We start from the raw sequence: 23,063 nt of genomic DNA on the forward strand, positions 1-23,063 counted from the left end.
GTTTTAATTAAGCACACTAACTATATTATATGTTTAAAGCAAATGAAAATGTCTATTCGTTTATAACTTGCACCTTGTGGTTAACCCTCGCCAAACTATCGGCTAGAACCTGTTCCGCTTTCACATCATTTGAAATAGCGACCGATGGTGCTGTTACTTGTTTACCAATGGTATCCGTTGCCAATACACTTCCGTCATCTCCGGAGAAAGAATGTTGTGCCACATTCCCCAAAGAAAGGATGATTGCAATCACGGCAGCGGCTTTGAACAGAGGAATAAAACGACCGGTCAGTGTCAAGCGTTTCGCTTTTACGACCGTAGGCTCCACCTCTGCCAGAATACGTGTATCAAAGTCTTCGCCCAGTCCTACTTCCTGCTGAACCTGTTGATAAACAAACAGGTTTTTATAGCGAAGCAAATGAGCAGGAACTTCCTCCTTTGCGAAGAAGTCGCGCAATGTTGCTTCCTCCTCAACGGAAGTTTCGCATTGCCAGTATCGCTCCAGGAGCTGTTCTATATCCTTATAATCCATATTCGTCAATTTCTAAATACCTTTGTTTTACTTTTTGTCTGGCTCTGAAGAGGTTCACTTTAACTTGTTCCTCTGTCAGATTCAGCAACCCTGCAATTTTCTTATAGCTTTCACCTTCAATGTCCCTCAGTTGCATGATAAGCCGCTGTTTTTCGGGAAGTTCGTTTACCAGTCTATTAATAATGTTCATTCTTTCATCATGAATCATCTGGTCATACGGACTGTTTGCATCAGGTTCTTCCTCCATCTCGGGGGTGAGTTCCACGTTTTGAGCTTCTTTCTTTTGACTTCTATCTATCGCCAGATTCTTTGCCACTGTCAGGCAATAGGCTTCGACCGATTCAAATTGAGACCACTCATCACGCTTATTCCACACTCTTATCATGGTGTCCTGAACGACATCCTCGGCTTCGGCCCTATCCAGGGTGATTCTGAGAGCCAATCGAAAAAGTTTATCCTTCAACGGCAAAATATCGTTTCGGAAGCTGATTTCTTGCATCTCTATAATAATGACGGGCCAGGATTCGAAAAGTTACAGCCGCCCTCTACTTTTTTTTGAATTATTTCCTTATCCTTGTTCCTTCGTTGCTGTTAATTGCTGACGCTAAGGTGATTATCACTTCCGACACACCTGCATCTATCGCTTTAAAGGAATTTTCCAACTTCGGAATCATACCTCCCTGAATAACGCCGTCGGCCACATATTGTTCAAATTCCGTACGGGTAATCCGGGGAATCACGCTGTCATCGTCATTCTCGTCGCGCAGCACTCCCTTTTTCTCAAAGCAGTACACCAACGTCACGTCAAAGATAGCCGAAAGGGCTTTTGCCGTCTCTCCGGCAATGGTATCCGCATTCGTGTTCAACATATTTCCCTGCCCGTCGTGCGTCAACGGCGCCATGACCGGCACCACTCCTTTATGTATCAAATCGGACAGCAATCCCGCATCTACCTTCTCAACATCTCCGACAAAGCCGTAATCAACCTCTTTCACCGGGCGCTTCACCGAACGTATCACATTCATATCCGCCCCCGTCAATCCCAAGGCGTTTACTCCGCGCGCCTGCAGGCCGGCAACAATATTCTTATTGACCAAACCGCCGTACACCATCGTCACTACTTCCAACATTCCGGCATCGGTTATCCGGCGGCCGTCTACCATTTTACTCTCAATCCCCAGCCGGGCGGCTATTTTTGTAGCTGAACGGCCTCCTCCGTGTACCAGCACCTTACGTCCTCCGATAGCGGCAAAATCATTCAGCAGCCGACAAAGGGTGGCTTCTTCCTCCACGATTTTGCCACCCACCTTAATTACAGTCAGTTTTTCTCTCATCATCATTCGTAAAATTTGTTCAGCGCGCCCGCACGTGCCGTTCCGCCGATACGTTTGTCACGGCACGCGGCGCATCCGTTATTCTAAATATGTATAACCGTAAAGTCCCGAACGATAGTTGGAAAGGAACTCTTTCCCCTCTTCCAAGGAGATTTTTCCTTCCTTCACCGATTTCGTCACCCACGTCTCAAGCGTACGCACCAGTTTTTTCGGATTGTATTGAACATAGTCCAACACTTCCGCCACCGTTTCCCCGTCAATAATCTGCTCGATACTATAGCCCTTTTCATTCACGGACACATGCACGGCATTCGTGTCTCCGAACAGGTTATGCATATCTCCCAGAATCTCCTGGTAGGCTCCCACCAGGAACACGGCTACATAATAAGGCTCCGCCTTTTTCAGGCTGTGGACCGGTAAATAATGAGCCACATTACGGGTAGAAATGAAATTTGCTATCTTGCCGTCCGAGTCACAGGTAATGTCCTGCAACGTCGCCGAACGGTCGGGTTTCTCGTCCAGCCGCTGGATAGGCATAATCGGGAATATCTGGTCGATGGCCCATGAGTCCGGCAATGACTGGAACAGCGAAAAATTGCAGAAGTATTTATCGGCAAGCAATTTGGACAGTCCGCGGAACTCGTCGGGCGCATGTTTCAGCCCTTCGGCAATCTGATTAATCTCCCGCGTGATAGACCAATACAGGCGTTCAATCTGGGCGCGGGTTTTCAAATCCACGATTCCGTGGCTGAACAGGTCTAAACCTTCCTCACGAATCTGTTGCGCGTCATGCCACGCTTCCAGCATCTTGTTCTGATTCAACGTATCCCAGATTCCGTACAACTCCTGCACCAGCTCGTGCGCATCCGGAGCGATTTCCTCTTCATCGTCCCATTCCGGCAGAGTGGCGGTTTCAAGGACTTCGAAAATCAATACGGAATGATGTGCGGTCAGGGCGCGTCCGCTTTCGGTAATGATATTAGGATGCGGAATGCCGTTCTTATCGCTGACATCCACCAAAGTGGAAATAGAGTCGTTGACATATTCCTGAATGGAATAATTTACGCTGCCCCCGCTATCGGACGAACGGGTCCCGTCATAATCAACTCCCAGGCCGCCCCCTATATCTACAAACTCCACGTTGAATCCCATCGCATGAAGCTGTACATAGAACTGGGAAGCCTCCCGCAACGCAGTCTTGATACGGCGGATTTTCGTCACCTGGCTGCCAATATGGAAATGAATCAGTTTCAGGCAATCTTTCAGTCCCTTGCTTTCCATAAAGTCGAGCGCTTCGAGAAGTTCACTGGAAGTCAGGCCGAATTTGCTGGCATCGCCGCCCGACTCTTCCCATTTGCCGCTGCCGGAAGAAGCCAGTTTGATACGGATACCGATATTCGGCTGCACATTCAACTGTTTCGCCATCCTTGCAATCAGTTTCAGCTCGTTCATCTTCTCCACCACAAGGAAGATGCGCTTGCCCATCTTCTGCGCCAGCAAAGCCAGCTCGATGTAACTCTCGTCCTTATAACCGTTACAGATAATCAATGAGTCAGAATCCGTATTGACGGCAATCACTGCATGAAGTTCCGGTTTGGAACCGGCTTCCAGCCCAAGATTGAATTTCTTTCCGTGGCTGATAATCTCCTCCACGACCGGGCGCATCTGGTTAACCTTAATCGGATAGATGATAAAATTCTCCCCCTTATAACCGTACTCTTCGGCAGCCTGCTTAAAACAGAAGGACATTTTCTCAATACGGTTGTCCAGAATATCCGGAAAACGCACCAGCATCGGAGCGGCTACATCCCTCAGTTGCAGCTCGTCGACCAACTCTTTCAGGTCGACCGCTACTCCATTTTTCCGCGGTGTAACAACGACATGACCTTTGTCATTAATACTAAAGTACGAGGTTCCCCAACCCGTGATGTTGTAAAGCTCCTCAGAGTCTTCAATACGCCACTTTCTCATTTTTCTGTAATTCGGTGTTTTTAGTAAATAATCGGATGACAAAAATACTGATTTATCTACATGCTGCCAATTAATTGAACATTATTTCTTTCAAACAGTCCATATATCCGCCATTTCCGTTACAGGCACTGTAATGACAGACACGCCGGCTCGCCGGCTTACCCGCTTTTTCCGCCGTCAGGCAATCCGGAAACGCCTGAGGCTCCCGCTACGGATGGAAAGGAGGCACCGGTTCCGGTGAACGGAATAAATCAAGGAAACAGAACCGGAATAAAAAAACAGATGGGACCGGCCTTTACAGCCGACCGGCTTGTCCGGTAAAAACGCCTGTCTACACCTCTAAAAGCTGCCGCAAGCGTTGCACGGACGCTTCAATCTGGGAGCGGTCTTCCAGCTCGTCGGCATTGAACACGTATTGCGCTTGCGTATAAAAAGGAGCGCGCTTCTCCAGCGCCTGCACAATGAAGGTTTTCAGTTCATCATCCTTTTTCCCCTGGAGTATGGGGCGTTGCTGTTTGGCAACACGCAAACGGCTGAACAGCACATCCGGATGCACATCCAGGAAAACGGTCTTTCCTGCCTTGTTCATAAACTCCATATTATCAAAGAAACAAGGAGCTCCTCCCCCTGTAGAGATAACCACATTCTCGAATTCCGCCACCTCATGCAGCATATTTCTTTCCAGTTCCCGGAATCCGGTTTCACCCCGTTCGGCAAACAGCTCTCCGACGGTTTTGTGAAAACGCTCTTCAATATACCAGTCGAGATCGACAAACGGTATGTTCAGCTTACGGGCAAATGCCTTGCCCAATGTCGTTTTTCCGGCTCCCATATAGCCGGTAAGGAAGATACGAACCATAATGACTAATTTTGCTTACAAAATTAGTCATTTAATTAAGATATGGGAATGAATCGGCTTATTTAAATACTTTCACCCGCTCTTCAAGCGGCTGGAAGTCCTTCTCACCCGGTTCTCCCGCTGGAGTCCCGAACGGCATTTCCGCAATCAAATGCCAATGTTCCGGCAATTTCCATTCACGGCGCACGTCATCGTCAATCAACGGATTGTAATGTTGCAATGAAGCCCCGAAACCCGCTTCTTCCAGTATCACCCAGATAGCCAGTTGGTGCATGGCGGAAGTTTGCAACGACCATCCGGGAAAATTCTCCCGATAAGCGGGAAAAGCCTCTTGAAGTTTTTTGACTACTTCCCGGTCTTCAAAGAAAAGCACAGTCCCGTATCCGCCGGCAAATGAACGGTCTATTTTCTCTTCTGTCTTGACAAAGGCCTCTTCCGGCACAATTTTCTTCAATGTATTTTTCACAATCTCCCATAACTTCCGGTGTGACTCTCCCAATAACAGCACCACGCGCGTAGACTGGGAATTAAAGGCCGACGGTACATGGCATACCGCCGTATTGATGATGCGTTCAATCTCTTGTTCCGGGATTGGCGACCGGGCGGCAATCGAATAGTAAGTCCGACGATGTTTTAAAGCTTCGCTAAAAGTTCTCTCCATAATAGTTCCTTTCTAAATGTTATATTCTTAAACTCTCTTATTTTTATAACAAGCGCCTCTGTTAACTTGTTCAGTTAGAGAATATATTCGTACCTTCGCGAAATAATATCCCGGCGCCCGTCGATCATACGCCGCCCGGATGAACGGATAAAACATCGAATCATTATTTTATTTATGGCAAAACAGAAATTCTATGTGGTATGGGAAGGCGTAACGCCCGGAATTTACACATCCTGGCCGGACTGCCAGCTCCAAATCAAAGGATATGAAGGCGCTAAGTACAAATCGTTCGACACCCGCGAAGAGGCGGAACGTGCACTTGCGTCATCCCCCTACGCTTATATCGGGAAAAATGCAAAGAACAACAATGAAAAAATATCTCCCGCCACACTGCCCGCTTCCGTCATAGGCAACAGTCTGGCGGTGGATGCCGCCTGCAGCGGCAATCCCGGTCCGATGGAATACCGCGGCGTACACATCGCCAGTTGCCAGGAAATCTTTCATTTCGGCCCGATGAAAGGAACAAACAACATCGGAGAGTTTCTCGCCATCGTACACGGACTGGCATTATTGAAAAACAAAGGGCTCGACATGCCTATCTACAGCGACAGCGTAAACGCAATCAACTGGGTACGGCAAAAGAAATGCAAAACCAAACTGCCGCGCACCGGGGAAACGGAGGAGCTTTTCAAACTGATAGAACGGGCGGAGAAATGGCTCCAAGGAAATACTTATACAACCCGTATCCTGAAATGGGAGACGAAAGAATGGGGGGAGATTCCGGCTGACTTCGGCAGAAAATGAGACTAAAAGGACAAACTCACCAAAATATATTTTTATCTTTGAGCCCCGGAAAGCTTTTTGTATTCAAACACATCAATAAATGTATGAAAAATAAGCAATTTATCATCTTAGCAGTCGTTTGCGTCATCACCCTTCTCCCCTTTTTAGGGTTAACGGATTTCCACACCAAAGGAGAACCCCGCGAAGCAATCGTATCGTACACCATGATTGAAACAGGAAACTGGACTTTGCCCGTAAACAACGGAGGAGACATCGCCTACAAACCGCCATTGTTTCACTGGTGCATCGCCGCTCTCTCTTCGGTCATGGGCAAGGTAACGGAATATACTTCACGGATGCCTTCCGCACTGGCACTGATTGCAATGGTACTGGGAGGATTCTTATTCTATGCGAAGCGCAAAGGGGCATCCATTGCCCTGCTCATGGGATTAATCACTCTCTCCAATTTTGAAGTCCATCGCGCCGGTATGAACTGCCGGGTCGACATGCTGCTGACGGCTTTCATCGTCCTTGCATTGTACCAGCTCTACCGCTGGTGCGAAAAAGGCCGGAAAGGATTTCCATGGATAGCCACCCTGCTTATGGGTTGCGCCACACTTACCAAAGGACCGGTAGGCATTCTCCTGCCCTGCCTGGTGACCGGTGTTTTTTTACTGCTTCGAGGCACGAATTTCTTCAAAGCTTTTTTCTCTATGGCGCTGATTGCCATCACTTCCTGTGTCTTGCCCGCTATCTGGTATGTTGCCGCTTATCAGCAAGGAGGAGAGAATTTCATCAATTTAGTCATGGAAGAAAATTTCGGGCGTTTCATGGGTAAAATGAGTTATGAATCCCATGAGAATCCGGCATACTACAACGTAATCACCGTCGTATCCGGTTATGCTCCTTACACGTTGCTGGTCTTGCTTTCGCTCTTTACACTGACCTACCGGAAAATAACCGGGAAACCCCGTGAATGGTGGAAACGATTTACGGCATATATCCGCGAAATGGACGATACGCGCTTATTCTCTCTGTTGAGTATCGTTCTTATTTTCATATTTTACTGTATCCCCAAGAGCAAACGCAGTGTGTATCTGCTGCCTATTTATCCGTTTATCGCTTATTTCCTGGCGGAATATATCATATACCTGGTGAGAAGAAAATCAAAAGCGCTCAAATTATACGGCGGGTTCCTCTCCGTTGCCGCTATCCTTTTACTTATTACGTTTATAGCCGTACGGCTGGGATTAGTCCCGGATACACTGTTCCACGGGAAACACGCCGCGGAAAACATAGCTTTCATGAATGCTTTGGGAAATATATCTCTCAACATACCCCGTATTGCCATAATATGCCTGCCGCCAATTGCCGCAGCCCTATTCTTTGCGGTCATCAGGAAGAAAGAACCGGGCATGAAAATAGTGTACGCCACTCTTTTTGTCACCTTCTCCGTATTCATATCTTTAGATGGTGTTTACCAGCCTACCGTACTGAATGTTAAATCCGACAAAGGAATGGCCGAGGATATTCAGAAGATAGTTTCGGGCAAGAGAATTTATTCCTACGTGGGCACTGACATGCTCCGTTTCTACACCATCAACTTCTATCACAACGACCGGATAGGGCTGTTCGAGAAAGAAATGCCGGCAGAAGGATATCTATTGGTGGGACAACGCGATTTCGAGAATTTCAAACCCAAATACGACCCGCAATATCTTTTCGAAGAGACATACCGGAGTACGAAAAGAGGATGTGATGTCCGTGATATCATCTATTTATACCACTTCAAAAGAAAACCGTGAACCCCGTAGAGAGGTCGTGACAATACATGATAAAAAGGAGTAGGCCTTTTACAGGTTTACTTCTTTTTCTATCAAATAACGCGGACGGCGTTTCACCTCTTTATATATCTTCCCGACATATTCCCCGATAATCCCGACGGCCGTCAGAATGGCCCCACCGATGAACCAAACGGAAATAAGCAAGGAAGTCCATCCCCGTATCACATCTCCGCTGATAAATTCCACAAGAGCATATATGATAGCCAGGAAAGAGACCAACATGAATACAAGCCCGGATGTAGTAATCAACCGCAGAGGTTTCACCGAAAAAGAAGTAATCCCGTCCAACGCGAAATTCAGCATCTTCTTGAACGGGTATTTAGATTCGCCGGCAAAACGTTCTTTACGGTTGTAATAAACAGAGGCGGTAGAATACCCCAACATGCAGACCATTCCCCGCAGAAAAAGATTGCGTTCAGGAAAAGAGACCAAGGCTTCCAGAGAACGTTTGCTCATCAGGCGGAAGTCTGCATGGTTATAGACTATTTCCCCACCCATCGTCCGCATCAACTTATAAAACAATTGTGCGGTGTGCTTTTTAAAGAAAGTGTCCGTCTTACGTTCTCTTCTCACTCCGAACACGACATCGACCCCCTGATTATAATAATCCACCATTTCAATGATGGCATTCACATCGTCCTGCAAATCTGCATCGATGGACACAACCGCGTCATAATCGCCGGTTGCCATCCACTCCAACCCCGCCCAAAGCGCTTGCTGGTGTCCTACATTATGGGCAAGCTTCAATCCTGCTACAGAGCGGTGCGACTCAGCCAACTGTTCTATCAACTGCCAGGTAGTGTCTTTGCTGCCATCGTCCACATACAGTATTTTTCCTTCCGCTATCTTTCCTTCCTGTTCCATTCGGGCCAGCACATCGGATAACCGGTGAGTCGTCTCTCTCAATACTTCTTCCTCATTATAACAAGGAACTACAATCGCAAGCTTTATGCCGTTCATAGCTTTTTATGTTTAAACACAAAACGAACTAATAAAAAATTAACAGGAATCGCTATTGCGAATACCGGGACAGGCGCCCATGTTTTAGAGATTCCCAGGTATAAGAATACATTCAACAGAATGATATGCAACAAATAATTAACCAGATGCGCCCCTCCCATACCTGCCAGCTTTTTCCATGACGGTACGGTTCCGAACGTGAAATAAGAAGTCAGATAGAAGTTAACGGCAAAGCTGATGATATACCCTGTCGTATAAGCGATGTTGACATTGATAAAAGATTGCAACAGGTAGTAAATACCATAATGCAACGCCGTAACCGTCACACCGACCAGGCCAAAACGCACAAACTCTTTAATCAACGGTTTTGTTTTCATAAAGCATCTATTTCCTGACGGGCATCTTATCTAATGTCTTGTGTTCTTTTACCAGGCATTCCGTACTTTGCAGCATGGAAAAACAATAATCCTTCAAGTTCCGGAAAGGCGCTTCATCAGCAGTGGCATGCAGTTTGCCCTCTTTCAGTTTATACTTGAATTCCTGGCGGCTTTCCGGCGAATAAATAAACATATTCGCCGAGTCTCTCGCTCCTACCAGATTGTCTGCCGTAAAGAACATGCAAGGACGCTCTTCTTCCAACAGATTGACGCCAAAATTGTTTTGCACGTAACTTATATTCAAAAGTCCCAGCAACGTAGGAGATACATCCACCTGCCCGCCAAAGCCGTCATGGACACCCGCCTCAATATCTTTCCCGTAAATCATCAAAGGGATATGGTTATAAGACTGGGGCATCTCGCATTCAGGAGTCCCCACCATCTTTCCATGATCACCCAGGAATACGAAAATCGTATTATCAAACCAGGGTTGTTTTTCCGCAGCTTGCATAAACTGCCTGATAGACCAGTCGGCGTATTCCACAATCTGCTCTTCCAACACACCGCTACGGGGATGGAAATAGGACGGAATCACATAAGGAGGATGATTGCTGATAGACAGCAACACACAGAAAAAAGGATTGCCCGTCTCTGCCTTCTCATTCAAAACAGGAAGTGCATACTGATACATGAAATCATCCTGTACGCCGAAACTATTCACAACTTTCTCCGAAGGATAGTCTTCCTGGGCATAGATTTCGTCAAAGCCGTTTGTCCGGAGAAAGGCATTCATATTGTCATACTGCGACTCATGAGTCATGAAAAACAGATTGCAATATCCATTTTCCTGCAATACGGTAGGCAGGCCCGAATAAACAGGAATAACCGAACCTTTCATCGCATTCCGTTTCATAATAGCCGGGAAAGAGTAAAGAGTGGAATAAATGCCATGATTGGTATGAATGCCGGACGAATAAAAACGGCTAAAGCCTAAGGATTGTTGATAAAGGCTATCCAGATAAGGAGTCAGTCTTTTATCCGACCCGAAAGTGCCCATCAGATTGGCAGACATGGATTCCATAAAGATCAGGACCACATTTTTGCGGTCGGGCGCCCCCTCCCGCTCTATCTTCCGGGCTATCGGAGACAGTCCGGCAATTCCCTGCCTCTTCAAATATTCTTGCACTTTTGATAAAGCATCTTTCTCTGGCATCAAATGCAAAGTCCGGTTTTCTTTCCGGTTATCATCTACTGTACTTGTCATCAGATTAAAGACCGGATTGACACCCAACTGATTCAAGAACGGGTCCTCACAATAATATGCCTGGCTTACCTTTATCGGGTTATACCCCGTACGTCCGCGAATGCCGAACACGCAAAGTCCGACACATACCGCTCCCGCCGTTAACACAACCGCCCGGCTCAACCAATTTATCCGCGGCTCAGCCTTTTCCGACCGGCAATAGAAGAAGGATGCAAGGGAAGAGGCTCCCCAACCAAACGCCACGATAGACAAAAGCCCCAAAAACATGGGGAAATAGTAAGAAGACTCGCCGAACACCATTCCCGCCGTCGTAGCACCATAACCGAACCAGTTATAAATAGAGGAATTAATGGTCTTGAAAAAATACTCAAAATATGGGATATTTGCAGCAGCGATAACAAAAGATACCGAATAAAAACAAATAAAATAAACCGTGATTACCCGAAACAGCCATCTGGCCGTATAGTTACAAAGAGCGGCTATCCACAGCATTGCCAAAGGCAACAGCAAAATATAACAGGCTATCACATTGTCAAACCACAGTCCGCGAAGGAAAGCGACGGATTGCAGGGCAACATCGTTTTCAATCTCTGCAGGGAACTGATAATCAACGGAACAGAACAGCGTGAATCGAAAAACAAAAAAAATGAAGAGGGCCACCACATGTATCGACAACAGGTATAAGAGGTAACACTCAAAACGTTTTACAGAGATTTTTTTCATTTCAGATTCAGCTTTAAAAAGTCCCATTACAATTGCTGCATATCATGCAAACGCTTATAGTAGCCGTTCAATTCAATCAGGTCCTCGTGTTTACCACGTTCTACAATCTCTCCTTCATACAGCACGCAAATCTCGTCCGCATTCTTGATAGTGGAGAGGCGATGGGCAATGGCAATCGTCGTACGTGTCTTCATCAGACGCTCCAAAGCTTCCTGTACCAAACGTTCCGACTCGGTGTCCAAAGCCGAAGTAGCCTCATCAAGAATCAGAATCGGCGGATTCTTCAAGATGGCGCGGGCGATACTGATACGCTGGCGCTGGCCGCCGGACAACTTTCCGCCGCGGTCGCCGATATTCATATTATACCCTTCCGGTTTCTCCATAATGAAATCATGCGCATTAGCTATTTTCGCCGCTTCCACAACCTGCTCCATGGTCGCATTTTCCACGCCAAAAGCAATATTATTGAAGAACGTATCATTGAACAAGATGGCCTCCTGATTTACGTTACCAATCAGACTGCGCAAATCGGCAATACGTACATCACGGATACTTGTACCGTCGATAGTTATATCTCCGTCCTGTACATCATGGTAGCGCGGCAACAAATCGACCAATGTGGATTTTCCCGAACCGGACTGTCCGACCAAAGCAATCGTCTGTCCCCTCGGAACAGTCAGATTTATATGTTTCAAGACCTCTTTCTTTCCATCATAACTGAATGAAATATTTTTAAATTCAATCTTATCATTCAATCCCTCCAATGGCTTAGGATTAGCTATTTCTGTAATTTTATTTTCCGCTTTCAAAATTTTATCTACACGCTCCATAGAAGCTAATCCTTTAGGAATACTATAACCAGCCTTTGAAAATTCTTTCAACGGATTAATCACACTATACAGAATAACCATGTAAAAAATGAAAGTCGGAGCATCAATAGTAGAATTCTCTCCCAAGATTAATGCACCACCAAACCATAGAACAACAACTATCAATAACGTTCCTAAAAATTCACTCATCGGATGAGCCAAAGCCTGACGAATCGCAACCTTATTAGTTGCATCACGAAGTTCATTACTGCATCTCAAGAAACGGGCAACCATTTTATTCTCCGCAATAAAAGCTTTTATGATACGTAACCCTCCTAATGTTTCTTCCAACTGGGACATGGTATCACTCCATTTTCCTTGTGCCTCAAGCGAATCACGTTTCAAGCGTTTTCCAACTTTACCCATCAGCCACCCCATACCGGGTAACACAAGTAAAGTAAACAATGTCAATTGCCAACTAGTCACCAACAAAGTAACAAAATAAAATAAAATTAAGATAGGATTCTTCACTAACATATCCAACGAACTTGTCACTGAATTTTCCACCTCACTTACATCACCACTCATACGAGCGATAATATCTCCTTTCCGTTCTTCCGAAAAAAAGCCTAGAGGCAAACGTAACACTTTCGTGTACACTTTTACACGAATATCACGTACAACTCCCGTACGAAGTGGAATCATAACTGCAGATGAAGCAAAGTAACAAGAAGTTTTCAGCATTGTCATAAAAGCCAAGAATAATCCCAAAAACAACAAGGTCAGAGAAGGACCATAAATTTGAATAATCTGTGATACATAATAATAAAAATTATTCACTGCCACATCTTTCAAATCCTCACTTCCCCATTCCATAAACTCATAAATCTGCGTACTTCCCTCTGTTTTAAACAAGATATTCAATATAGGAATAAGCAAAGTAAAAGAAAAGATATTAAAAACAGCAGACAATATATTAAGGATTATCGCCCAACCAATATATTTTCTATAAGGCGACACAAAACGCCGCATTAATTGTAGAAATTCTTTCATTATTCAGCATTAAATGAGTTAAGGGTACAAAGATACAATAAAACTGATTACCAGCTTGTGGTTTCAGATAATTATTTATGTGAATTATCAAGATATATTTTCCTTAGAAAATGCCAGATATATCATTCTCTACAATTTGTATGACAATACTCTATATCACTCCTCATCAAATAACGATACATGTTTTCCGAATAATTCCAGCCAATCTGAATACATCATATCAACATCACTGATAATAAAACAAAAGCAAATCCATGAAAATATGAGAATAAAAATCATGTCCAGATAGATCGCTCTTCAATTATCGTCTAAACAATGTAAAACGTATTCGAAGAAAAATACTTTTCATAAAAAGTTCAAACCGCCTACCCAATTTACGCTTTCTCCAACTTCCATAAATCTGATGCTGAGCTATTGCATCAGGGTGCTTTTGTATCTTTTTACAAGGAGTTACAAAATATCCCGGATAAATAATAACATCATCTTCCAGATGTTGTTCGACATCAAGTAATTTATATCCTCTTTTCTGAGCAATTCTTACCATAATACGAGGAGAGATTTCCATATCATAAGAACCGTCAGGCTTGATAAAAGAACGCTGCTGATAATACTCAAAAGCATCTTTACAAAATGCATTGCCTTTCTCTCCAAACAAGAATGCAGCCTGTAATTGGAGTACCGTACCAATATGTTCATGAAACGTAGCAAACCCATGTTCCGGTATAAATTGCTCAAAACGCCTTTTAACAAGCATATCACTATCCATATAAATTCCACCTTCCGTATATAAGGCATAGAAACGCACGACATCTGAAGCAAAAGCCCATTTTTTTGCAGCTAATGCTTCATCAATATATTTGCAATTGATAGCCTTTGCGTCTGCGTATGTCCAATGTCTGATTTTATAATCAGGAAGCAGGCGCTTCCAACTTTCCTGACAGATTTCAATTTCAATTGGAAACGGTTCATTACTAAACCAGCATAAGTGTATAAACTTAGGTATCATAAATATAGAATATGTATACTCTTAAAATTACGTAAATCAGATAAATTACAAAAATATTTTTCTACTATTTTCCATATACATTCTTTCGAATATACTTCAAGGCTGGCAAAAAGCCAATTCTTTGCAATACCCTCAAAAAAGAGCCTTTCACCTTCAAATACCGATAATAAGGTACGTCATTGAAATATTCATCCAAAACTCTTTTTGCCGTTACCAAATCAAAGGAAACCTCCTTCTCTAAATAAAGATATTCAATAATTCGACTGCCAACAAAATGTGACAGAACACGATACTTATCATGGTCAATAGTTTTTTGAGTTATAAGAGACCTTTTTATATACGTTTTATATATATTATAATAATTAATTACATGAGGTACAAAAAAAGCATAAGACATCTTCTTGTTGGGCACATTAAGAGTTTCATATCCATGATAGTTTATAACGACAGTCTTACGCAACGAGACTTCATGTAATGTCCATTCCATCTGCGCCAGTTGGGTTTCCCAAAGTGTATTCGAATTATCAAGTTCTTTAAAATTTTTCTTCCAAATTCCAAAATTAGCAATCCAAGTAATTTTATTATTAATATCATGCACAAAAGAGTCTACATTCTCAAAAACGACTTCTTTTGAAGCACGATGAGGACTTCGAAGATTAGAATAAAAGAATAAATTTACATCCTGGTTTTCATACTTTCGTATATAATCTTTCATCACTTTCAAACTGCCATTTTTGAAAGTTACGTAATCATTCAATAATTTTAAATAACGTCCCTCTCCTCTAGAAAGAGCCAAATAGAAATTCTTATCCTTTACATTTTCCTTATTACGATAGTATTTGACATTGGCATATTTAGAAGCGATTCTCCTTACTTGCTGTTCTGTATCGTCAGTAGAACAATTATCTGAAATAATAATTTCCACTTCCTCATCAAAATCTGGATCATGTATGACACGCTCTAACATTGTCAACAAAGTTCCCACCCGATTAAAGGTAGGAACACAAAAGGAAAGCAATTTTGTACTATCAGCCATAAATAGTTTATGTTATTTAGTTATGATGATATACACATTTCTCCTGAAGTTCATCTGACATGAAAGGAGCCATCTTTTCTAAAGGTGCAGAAGACATTTTACCATCCTTATCCATAAAAGAAGCAGACTTAGGATAAAGAGTCTGGAGAGGATGCATTTTTATCTCACAGATGCACACTCCTTCGTCATTGAGAATATCCGCAATTGCATTTCTCAAAGAATCTCCTTCCTGCGTTAATCTTACAAATGAAATACCATAAGCCTTAGCTATTTTCTCCATATCTGGACACACTACACCACTCGTAGGATCACTACCAGTATAATAACCTTGGAAGAACGATTGTTGAGTAGTTTTAATAGCCAAATAACCTTGGTTCTCCAATACAAATATTTTTAACGGAATACGATAAGTCAATAACGTCTGAAGTTCTTGAAGATTCATTTGAATACTACCATCCCCCGTTATAAGAATTGTACGTCCTCTATTATTAGCAATAGCCGCACCAATACCTGCCGGCAGATCATATCCCATAGCGGCACATCCTTGATTAGCAAAAACACGTACACCCTTATTTATCTTCATAGCCTGATATGTAGAGGTATAAGCTGTACCATTACCCGTCACGACGACATCTCCATCGTGTAATTGTTTGAATAGTTCATCTGCAAACACATATGAACTGATATAACCAGGTACAGAAGGATTATCTTCAAATAAAGTCGGCAACTCTTTCTCTATTGCACGTCCCCACTGTATCCAATCTTCAAAAGACGGAATACTTTTCCCTGATATTTTTTCCTGAAAAGCATCCAAAAAATCACGTATATCAGCATGAATAGGCAAATCAATAGAAAGCGTAGGTTTCTTCAATTCATTTACATCAATATCAATCATAACCTTATAAGCTTTAGGAGCTAATAAATCATAAGCATAACTTATTTGTCTTATACTTAACCGCGTTCCTATAACAATTAATAAATCAGAATTCTGAACCATGATATTGCCTATACGATCACCACATATTCCCGGTTTTCCGAAACACAAAGGATGATCATGCCAGATAATGTCTGAACCGCTAATGGCAGTAACAACCGGTACTCTCAGTTGTTCAACTATAAAAAGAAATTGTTCAACTTTTCCCGCTAAACGCACTCCATTCCCTACATAAATAACCGGACTTTTTGCTTTTTGTAATCTTTGAACTAACAATTCTACCTCTGCTTCTTTTACCAAAGGAGTTCTTTCCTGAATTTCTTCAGGAAAAAATTCACGCAATTGTCTCTCATCGATAACGGCTCCTTGAACATCTAAAGGAATATCTAGCCATACTGGCCCAGGACGACCATTCAAAGCCAAATAAACTGATTTATCAAGATAATATTTTATATCTAACGGATTAGTTACCATTATAGCCATTTTTGTGATAGGTTTCACTATATCTACAATGTTCACCTCCTGGTCACCTAACTGACGAAGATTCAATTCCGGACATGCACAAACTGTGGTACTTTGCTTCACTTGTCCCGAAATATACAACCCCGGAATAGAGTCACACCACTGTCCTAAAACACCAGTCAAGGCATTCGTTCCCCCAGGACCAGTAGTTACATTTGTAACGCAAAGTTTTCCACCCGAACGATAATAACCTTCAGCTGCAATTGCAGATGCTTGTTCGTGATGGTTACAAACATATTTAATATGTTTATTACGTCCGATAGAGTCATTAAGATGCATAGCACCACCTCCTGTTACCAGGAATACCTGTTCTACTCCGTACTGATTGTACAAATACTCAAAAATAAAATCACTAACTTTTACCACAGCCTATCATTTTAAATTAGTCACTAAAATTAAAAATCTCATGTTACTTCACCAAGGATGTATCAAGACTTATACATATATCAAAGAAACAATCCAACTACTTGTGAAATCACTCTTATCCAAGCTATCCTAATAAACTTTTTACACCTTAACTTCGCAACTAATTTGATTTATTCCATAACCCGATTGAAATACAGCTTACAATGTCACACAGTATTCTAATTACAACCATGAAATACTTCCTAATTTCGAAAAATAATCTAAACTTAGAATTTCTACAAATTTAGTTTATAAAATTGAAGAAGAAAGCTCCACTAAGTTTTTTTTCACATAACCAATGTTTTTTCTATCCAATAACAAAAACAATCACCTTATTATTATGCTGTATATTTTCTTTTTCTTCGCATATTTTTTAGTGAAATAAAATCCCAAACATTTCGAAAAAGAAGAAATAAAATATCACCGATATTAAGGTTTTCCGGCTTCTTTCTATATATTTTACTCTTAAAAGAAGTTACAAGTTTCCCAGAATAATCTTCCCTAAATTCTTTTATTCCATAAGAAAATTTTGACTCAATTCTACTCCTTAATTCATCATTTGCAAAGATTTTCTCTAATCGGAGGTATGCATTTACTTTGTAATGTTCATTAATGCCAGACAAATAATAATGAGCTATCACAAATTCTATCAAATCGAGATCATTCTCATCTAAGTATTTTACAAATGGACTCTCACTATAAATTACCTTTAACATATTTACATTTCTGACATACGAATAAAAAATATCACAAAATGCAACAGACTCATAAAAAGAACGTGTTGATACTTTCTCTACATTATAAATTGCAGAAACCTGTTTCTTATGTACTCGATATGATGCAATTACCTTATTCAGAAAAGTAAAATTCAGCCCATTAAGTAACATTTCAGTCCAAAGACTCATATCAAACATCATAATAAACGTTTGATTTAACTTTACAGACTCAAAAGCCTTTCTTTTAGCCAAACTACCAATATAAGGTAAAAAAGATTTCCCGTCTTTTAGTTTACGCAATATATCTATATTTCGGTCATCGATATCAAATCCTCGCCGATTATTAAACCAATCGTTTTTCAGCGAATGTAAATGTTCATCTACATATCGAACATTTCCAAAAACGACATCCACCAGAGGATTTTGTTTCATATAATCAACCAAGATTGAAATACAATCCGGAAACATCATATCATCTGCACAAAACAACTTCACATAATCTCCCTTTGCAACATTTATAAACTCTTTTACTAAAGCACCTCCTCCTGCTCCCAGATTTTTTTGCAATGAGATATGTTTTATTCTTCCATCCGTATAAGCTTTTGCTATCTGGGAAGACCCATCGGTAGAAGCATGGTCCAAAAGGATTAATTCAAAATTTTTATAACTTTGGTTTAATATGGAATCTATACAATCACGTAAAAATGCGCAATCATTGTAATACGGTACAAAAATAGAAACCAACACTTCTTCATTTTTATTATTTTCCACTTTCATACCCGACTTTTTGTATATCAAAAATTCACCCTTTCACGTTCTATCACCAAAGGACGCTTTCTAACCTGAGTATAAATAGCACCAATATACTCACCTATTATTCCCACAAACAATAATTGTATTGACGAGAAAAAGAAAAGTCCAATAATTAAAGGAGCCATTCCCAAACTAAAACTATCCCAATATACTAACTTATATATCAAGTAAACAATTCCCACCAACAAACTAAGAAAAGCAACAATAAATCCAATAAAACTAGCCATACGAAGGGGAAGCTTGGAATGATTTACAAATCCCAACATAGCCATATCATAAAGGGTATAGAAATTATTCTTAGTCTTACCTTTCTTCCGAATTGGCTGAGTATAATTAACTGCACAATAATCTGCTCCTAATTCTGCAACCATTCCTCTAAAATAAGGATATGGATCATTTATATCCCTCAAAGTATCTAGAAAAGAATTATCATATAGACCGAACCCTGTAAAATTACTAATATGTCCTATTGAAGAAGACTTTGCCATTAAACGATAGTACATTTTCCTCAATCCGAACATAATCGGATTTTCTTTACTTTTATTTTTTACCCCCAACACTATCTTGTTTCCCTCTTCCCATTTTCTAATAAAAACAGGAATTAAAGAAGGAGGATCTTGCAAATCCGCAACCATTAAAATCGCTGCATCCCCAGTAGCTTGCAATAGCCCATAATACGGAGAACGTATATGTCCAAAGTTTTTAATATTCAATATTAGTTTTACATTCTTATCTTCCCGTGCCAATTCTCGTAAAATAGCAACTGTATGATCTTTAGATGCATTATCTATAAAGATGTGTTCATACGTATAATCAACCAAAGCTTCAAATTGCTGTTTAACCTGATTATATAACTCCCGCACATTATCTTCTTCATTGTAGCAAGGAGTGACAATACTTATTTTTTTCTTTACCTTCATTAGGTTATTATTGAATTAGGTTAGGTTATATTATTAAATTCGAAACTAAATTGAAATTACAAAAGTATAGAGAATTAACGAATTATCCAAAATATTTCTTATAAACCTATTTATAGTTTAGGTGTTTTTAGTAAAGTATCATGTTGGAAGATTAATTATTCTTGATTTAAATTTGACCAATAAATCGGAGTACTTTTATCAGTCTTATATTAGAATATAATAGATATATGGAACACTAAAATAAATAATTAAAAGCAAGGTTGAAATAAAAAATAAATCACTATATTACAGCGATTTTCTCAATCTTCTAATCTTAAATCAAAATACCATGAAAAAAAATTATTTTATTATTAGTGCTTTATTCATATTAACATCATGTTCTAAACAGGATTTTCTTGAAATATTAACAGATAAAGACATACTACCTGTAACAAGGACCTACGGCGGAGATGGTGAAGATGATGTTTTAGGTTACAGCTGTGATATTTCTAGTGATTATTTATGTAGCAAATTACCTGTAATAGACAATAAAAAGCAAAAGAAAAATACTATAATGCTATAATTGTAAATTTCAGACAATCTGGAAACTATATTTATAATTCCGGCGCTACAGCATATGATTATTTAAAAAGTATATCTGAAAACAAAGAGGTAAGGATTAAAGCTTCTTTTTTGCAACAGCAAGTAGTAGTATCTCATCTTCTTTTAAAGAAACTAATGCATGTAGTATTAAATACTCATATGCTAGTTTTGAACGAACAATCCAAAAAAGAGAATATAATTATAGCTTAAGTTCTGAACAGTTGAGAAACTGTTTATCTAATAATTTTATTGATGATTTGAATCATAATTTTAATCCCCAAACTATCATTTCTAAATACGGTACCCATGTTTATACAAATATCAAAGTGGGTGGGAAAATAGTTGTTCTTTATAGGGCAAATTTGTCGTCAACTTCATCTGCCACTGAAAAGAAAAATACTGTAACTGCAGGATTATCGGGTAGTATTGGTAAAATATTTGGAGGTTCTATAGAAACCTCAATTAGCAAAGAAGAAATAGAAAAAGTATCAAAAAGAATTTCTTATGCCCAATTTGTTATAAATGCAATAGGAGGAAATTCTAGTATTCCTATGATGGGAGTAACCATAAATGCACAAAATAATGATTATTCCATTAATATTCAAGAATGGGAAAGAAGTGTTACTGACGGAGCAACAACGTTAATAGACTTTAACCCTGGCACATTAATTCCAATATGGGAGTTTGTTTCAGATACAAATAAAAGAAATTCCCTTCAAACAGCAATTGAGAAATATATTATAAACAAAGCTTTAACAGATAAAGTTATGATGTATGAATATGTTTGTTCAAATGGAAATTTCTTTTGTACTATAAGTGTTGAAGAGTTAGAATCTTATGGTTATTCAAGAGTGGGCAGTTATGGATATGTATATCCTTACCAATATTCAGGTACCGTGGCATTACATGTATATAAATCCCTTTACAATAATGATCATACTTACACTTACCAAAGAAATGATTCTCATTATGAAAATCATGGTTATAGATATTTTCACGTTGAATGCTACGTACCTTCTCCTAATCTTAATACCACATCGGAAATTATGCCTGTATATTTTTATAGTAGAATTATTGATGGACACCTAAATCATTACTATAGTATAAATAAAATGAGCCATTATCAAGGAGCACCTTATGGTGGAATAGCTTTTTATGTTTACAAATATAATAAATATAATCGCTTTCAGATATCTTACAAAAATTCGTTTTAAAAATAGAAGTAGACGTTCATCTTTTTTTAGAGAAGCAATAATTATTATGTTATTAATTGTAAAAAGGGGCACTATATCTTTTAAGTATAATTTATTTAATTTGATGTGAACTATTTAATAGTGTATCTTTGCGTAAAAATAAGAACTACAGCTATGCTTCCATTAAAAATCCAGAGAATTTTCAAAATTTGTGCATTTAGTTTCATATTAATATGGGTATTATTATTGATGATAGAACCTTCACATTTTCAACTAAATGTATTTTTTCATAAACTAGACGACTTCTTCGCCGATTATTTCAATCATATTAGATATACAGCAGGAAGAGACCCATATTTTAATACAACAAATGGATTGCACGAACACATTTACTTGCCACTATGTTACATGCTCCTATATCCTCAGACTCTTCTCATAGATTTTTCATCCATGAGCTTACAAGACTGTTGGAATTCACAAGACGCCTTATTCAGTGCAGGTGTGTTTTTTCTAATCTCGGTTGTAACGTTTCTACATTCATTATATTTACTGTGCCAGAAATATGAATGCCCCCGTTATTTATTAATAATTATATTTTTCTCTTCTGTCAATTTGTTTGCGATGGAAAGAGGTAATTTTATCTTATTAACAGCAGCTTGCATAAACTATTTTCTTTATACAAAAGATAATGAAAATAAAAAATGGATAGGTATTATATGTTTAGCGTTAGCATCAGTATTTAAAGTATTTCCTGTTTTTTTCAGCTTATATTATTTACGCAGAAAAGAATACAAATCATTTATCTGTTTAGCCATAATAACAGCAATATTAGTATTTGTTCCATTTCTTTTCTTTAAACATAGCTTTGTGGAAAATTTAACTCAACTACTACACAATATCTCTGCTCAAACTCCTATCTATGGCATGTCAAAAGCCCGTGATCATTTCGGTATAATACCACTATTCCTACAAATTATACATACTTCCGATCCCACCATATATTCTATAACTTATATTATCGCCAAATATGCCAATTATATAATGGGAAGCATAACAATTTTTTTATTCTTCAAAACTCAGTCTCCGATATTAAATTTTGGACTAATATCAATGATATGTATATTGTTCCCTCAACAAGCTTCTGTATATAGCGGGATATACATATTTCCATTGTTAATTATGTTATTCTCACCCAATATTGATAAAAAGCCATATATATGGTATACAATACTAACATTGTTATTTATACCTGCATTACTGCCACTTCAAATCGGAAAAGCCAGCTTTATAATAAACAATATAAGCTTCATTTTAATATGGATACTATTAATCACTACAGCCTTAAAATCCTCCCAAAATCACACAACTAAGATGATTTGCGAGAGATAAAAACAAACCTCCTTTGCAGAAAGAAAGAAATAATGGCTACTATCGGAGTAGCCATTATTCCCGCCAAATATTCCCCTACGGAAATTATACTTAGAAATAAATGAATTATCCCTATATTAATAAAATATACAATAACATATGATAGCACAAATCTAAATAATAATCGATTATTTTTATTCTTAAAAACAAATGTACCTATCGTCTTAAAATTAAACAAAACACCCAATATTGTACTAAAAAATACAGATAAATGATATGAAATTCCTAGATAGATAAATAAACAATACAATCCAACCCCGAAAACAGTATTTATAATCCCAACAAAAACAAAACGAATGAAAGTATAGTCCAATTTTTCCCAGAATAGTCTCATAACC

At 39.7% G+C, this 23,063-nt stretch carries 21 protein-coding genes; 5 read left to right on the forward strand and 16 right to left on the reverse strand.

All coding sequences use genetic code 11. The annotated features are described in order from the left end of the window. Window positions 1–52: 52 nt before the first annotated feature. The 6 genes from Q5076_RS07905 to Q5076_RS07930 all read right to left on the reverse strand — a co-directional run bounded on the left by Q5076_RS07905 (window position 53) and on the right by Q5076_RS07930 (window position 5,357). Window positions 53–532, reverse strand: a complete 480-nt coding sequence (locus Q5076_RS07905) for a hypothetical protein (RefSeq protein ID WP_004298260.1) — start codon at window positions 530–532, stop codon at window positions 53–55. After that, the gene (locus tag Q5076_RS07910) at window positions 522–1,031 is read right to left on the reverse strand and encodes an RNA polymerase sigma factor (protein WP_004298261.1); all 510 of its coding nucleotides are present in this window, start codon (window positions 1,029–1,031) and stop codon (window positions 522–524) included. The genes Q5076_RS07905 and Q5076_RS07910 overlap by 11 nt, the downstream gene beginning before the upstream one ends. Window positions 1,032–1,092: 61 nt before the next feature. Then, window positions 1,093–1,866 carry an acetylglutamate kinase gene (gene argB / locus Q5076_RS07915; protein ID WP_303012285.1) on the reverse strand — a complete coding sequence of 258 codons (774 nt, stop codon included), beginning with the start codon at window positions 1,864–1,866 and terminating at the stop codon, window positions 1,093–1,095. A 78-nt stretch (window positions 1,867–1,944) separates the two neighbouring features. Continuing rightward, entirely contained in the window at window positions 1,945–3,837 is a 1,893-nt protein-coding gene (speA, locus tag Q5076_RS07920; RefSeq protein WP_303012241.1) for a biosynthetic arginine decarboxylase, read from the reverse strand. Window positions 3,838–4,168: 331 nt separating this feature from the next. After that, window positions 4,169–4,696, reverse strand: coding sequence for a shikimate kinase (locus tag Q5076_RS07925; RefSeq protein ID WP_303012242.1), 528 nt, complete (start codon window positions 4,694–4,696; stop codon window positions 4,169–4,171). A 58-nt stretch (window positions 4,697–4,754) separates the two neighbouring features. Beyond that, a complete protein-coding gene (locus tag Q5076_RS07930) occupies window positions 4,755–5,357 on the reverse strand; it encodes a nitroreductase family protein (RefSeq protein ID WP_303012244.1) in 603 nt (200 codons plus the stop codon). 174 nt (window positions 5,358–5,531) lie between these two features. Between Q5076_RS07930 and Q5076_RS07935 the strand changes: the two genes are divergently transcribed. Together Q5076_RS07935 and Q5076_RS07940 are read left to right on the forward strand one after the other, a co-directional pair. Next, window positions 5,532–6,161 carry a ribonuclease H family protein gene (locus Q5076_RS07935; RefSeq protein ID WP_303012246.1) on the forward strand — a complete coding sequence of 210 codons (630 nt, stop codon included), beginning with the start codon at window positions 5,532–5,534 and terminating at the stop codon, window positions 6,159–6,161. Between the two features lie 83 nt (window positions 6,162–6,244). After that, complete coding sequence (locus Q5076_RS07940) at window positions 6,245–7,945, forward strand: glycosyltransferase family 39 protein (RefSeq protein WP_303012248.1); 1,701 nt, start codon at window positions 6,245–6,247, stop codon at window positions 7,943–7,945. Between the two features lie 48 nt (window positions 7,946–7,993). Here Q5076_RS07940 and Q5076_RS07945 read toward each other — a convergent pair whose 3' ends face one another. From Q5076_RS07945 to Q5076_RS07985, 9 genes are all read right to left on the reverse strand, one after another. After that, on the reverse strand, window positions 7,994–8,944 hold the full coding sequence (locus Q5076_RS07945) for a glycosyltransferase family 2 protein (protein ID WP_303012250.1): 951 nt from the start codon (window positions 8,942–8,944) through the stop codon (window positions 7,994–7,996). Then, the gene (locus Q5076_RS07950; protein WP_303012251.1) at window positions 8,941–9,321 is read right to left on the reverse strand and encodes a GtrA family protein; all 381 of its coding nucleotides are present in this window, start codon (window positions 9,319–9,321) and stop codon (window positions 8,941–8,943) included. The genes Q5076_RS07945 and Q5076_RS07950 overlap by 4 nt, the downstream gene beginning before the upstream one ends. Window positions 9,322–9,328: 7 nt before the next feature. Then, window positions 9,329–11,308: an LTA synthase family protein gene (locus Q5076_RS07955; protein WP_303012252.1), complete on the reverse strand. Its 1,980-nt coding sequence runs from the start codon at window positions 11,306–11,308 to the stop codon at window positions 9,329–9,331. Between the two features lie 26 nt (window positions 11,309–11,334). Beyond that, window positions 11,335–13,170, reverse strand: a complete 1,836-nt coding sequence (locus tag Q5076_RS07960; RefSeq protein ID WP_303012253.1) for an ABC transporter ATP-binding protein — start codon at window positions 13,168–13,170, stop codon at window positions 11,335–11,337. A gap of 301 nt (window positions 13,171–13,471) precedes the next feature. Beyond that, entirely contained in the window at window positions 13,472–14,176 is a 705-nt protein-coding gene (locus Q5076_RS07965; protein WP_303012254.1) for a glycosyltransferase family 32 protein, read from the reverse strand. Window positions 14,177–14,240: 64 nt separating this feature from the next. Then, window positions 14,241–15,212 carry a glycosyltransferase family 2 protein gene (locus Q5076_RS07970; RefSeq protein ID WP_303012255.1) on the reverse strand — a complete coding sequence of 324 codons (972 nt, stop codon included), beginning with the start codon at window positions 15,210–15,212 and terminating at the stop codon, window positions 14,241–14,243. Between the two features lie 16 nt (window positions 15,213–15,228). Further along, complete coding sequence (locus Q5076_RS07975) at window positions 15,229–17,034, reverse strand: thiamine pyrophosphate-binding protein (RefSeq protein WP_303012256.1); 1,806 nt, start codon at window positions 17,032–17,034, stop codon at window positions 15,229–15,231. A 377-nt stretch (window positions 17,035–17,411) separates the two neighbouring features. Then, window positions 17,412–18,566 carry a glycosyltransferase family 2 protein gene (locus tag Q5076_RS07980; RefSeq protein ID WP_303012257.1) on the reverse strand — a complete coding sequence of 385 codons (1,155 nt, stop codon included), beginning with the start codon at window positions 18,564–18,566 and terminating at the stop codon, window positions 17,412–17,414. 17 nt (window positions 18,567–18,583) lie between these two features. Then, window positions 18,584–19,522, reverse strand: coding sequence for a glycosyltransferase family 2 protein (locus tag Q5076_RS07985; protein WP_303012258.1), 939 nt, complete (start codon window positions 19,520–19,522; stop codon window positions 18,584–18,586). A gap of 328 nt (window positions 19,523–19,850) precedes the next feature. Between Q5076_RS07985 and Q5076_RS07990 the strand changes: the two genes are divergently transcribed. From Q5076_RS07990 to Q5076_RS08000, 3 genes are all read left to right on the forward strand, one after another. After that, a complete protein-coding gene (locus Q5076_RS07990; protein ID WP_303012259.1) occupies window positions 19,851–20,084 on the forward strand; it encodes a hypothetical protein in 234 nt (77 codons plus the stop codon). Window positions 20,085–20,214: 130 nt separating this feature from the next. Then, window positions 20,215–21,318 carry an MAC/perforin domain-containing protein gene (locus Q5076_RS07995; protein WP_303012287.1) on the forward strand — a complete coding sequence of 368 codons (1,104 nt, stop codon included), beginning with the start codon at window positions 20,215–20,217 and terminating at the stop codon, window positions 21,316–21,318. Between the two features lie 429 nt (window positions 21,319–21,747). After that, window positions 21,748–22,686, forward strand: a complete 939-nt coding sequence (locus tag Q5076_RS08000) for a glycosyltransferase family 87 protein (RefSeq protein ID WP_303012260.1) — start codon at window positions 21,748–21,750, stop codon at window positions 22,684–22,686. Here the strand turns inward: Q5076_RS08000 and Q5076_RS17885 are convergent. After that, window positions 22,664–23,059 carry a GtrA family protein gene (locus tag Q5076_RS17885; RefSeq protein ID WP_368389376.1) on the reverse strand — a complete coding sequence of 132 codons (396 nt, stop codon included), beginning with the start codon at window positions 23,057–23,059 and terminating at the stop codon, window positions 22,664–22,666. The two genes, Q5076_RS08000 and Q5076_RS17885, sit on opposite strands and share 23 nt — an antisense overlap. Window positions 23,060–23,063: the final 4 nt, after the last annotated feature.

Source organism: uncultured Bacteroides sp., assembly GCF_958445495.1.
Classification (GTDB): domain Bacteria; phylum Bacteroidota; class Bacteroidia; order Bacteroidales; family Bacteroidaceae; genus Bacteroides.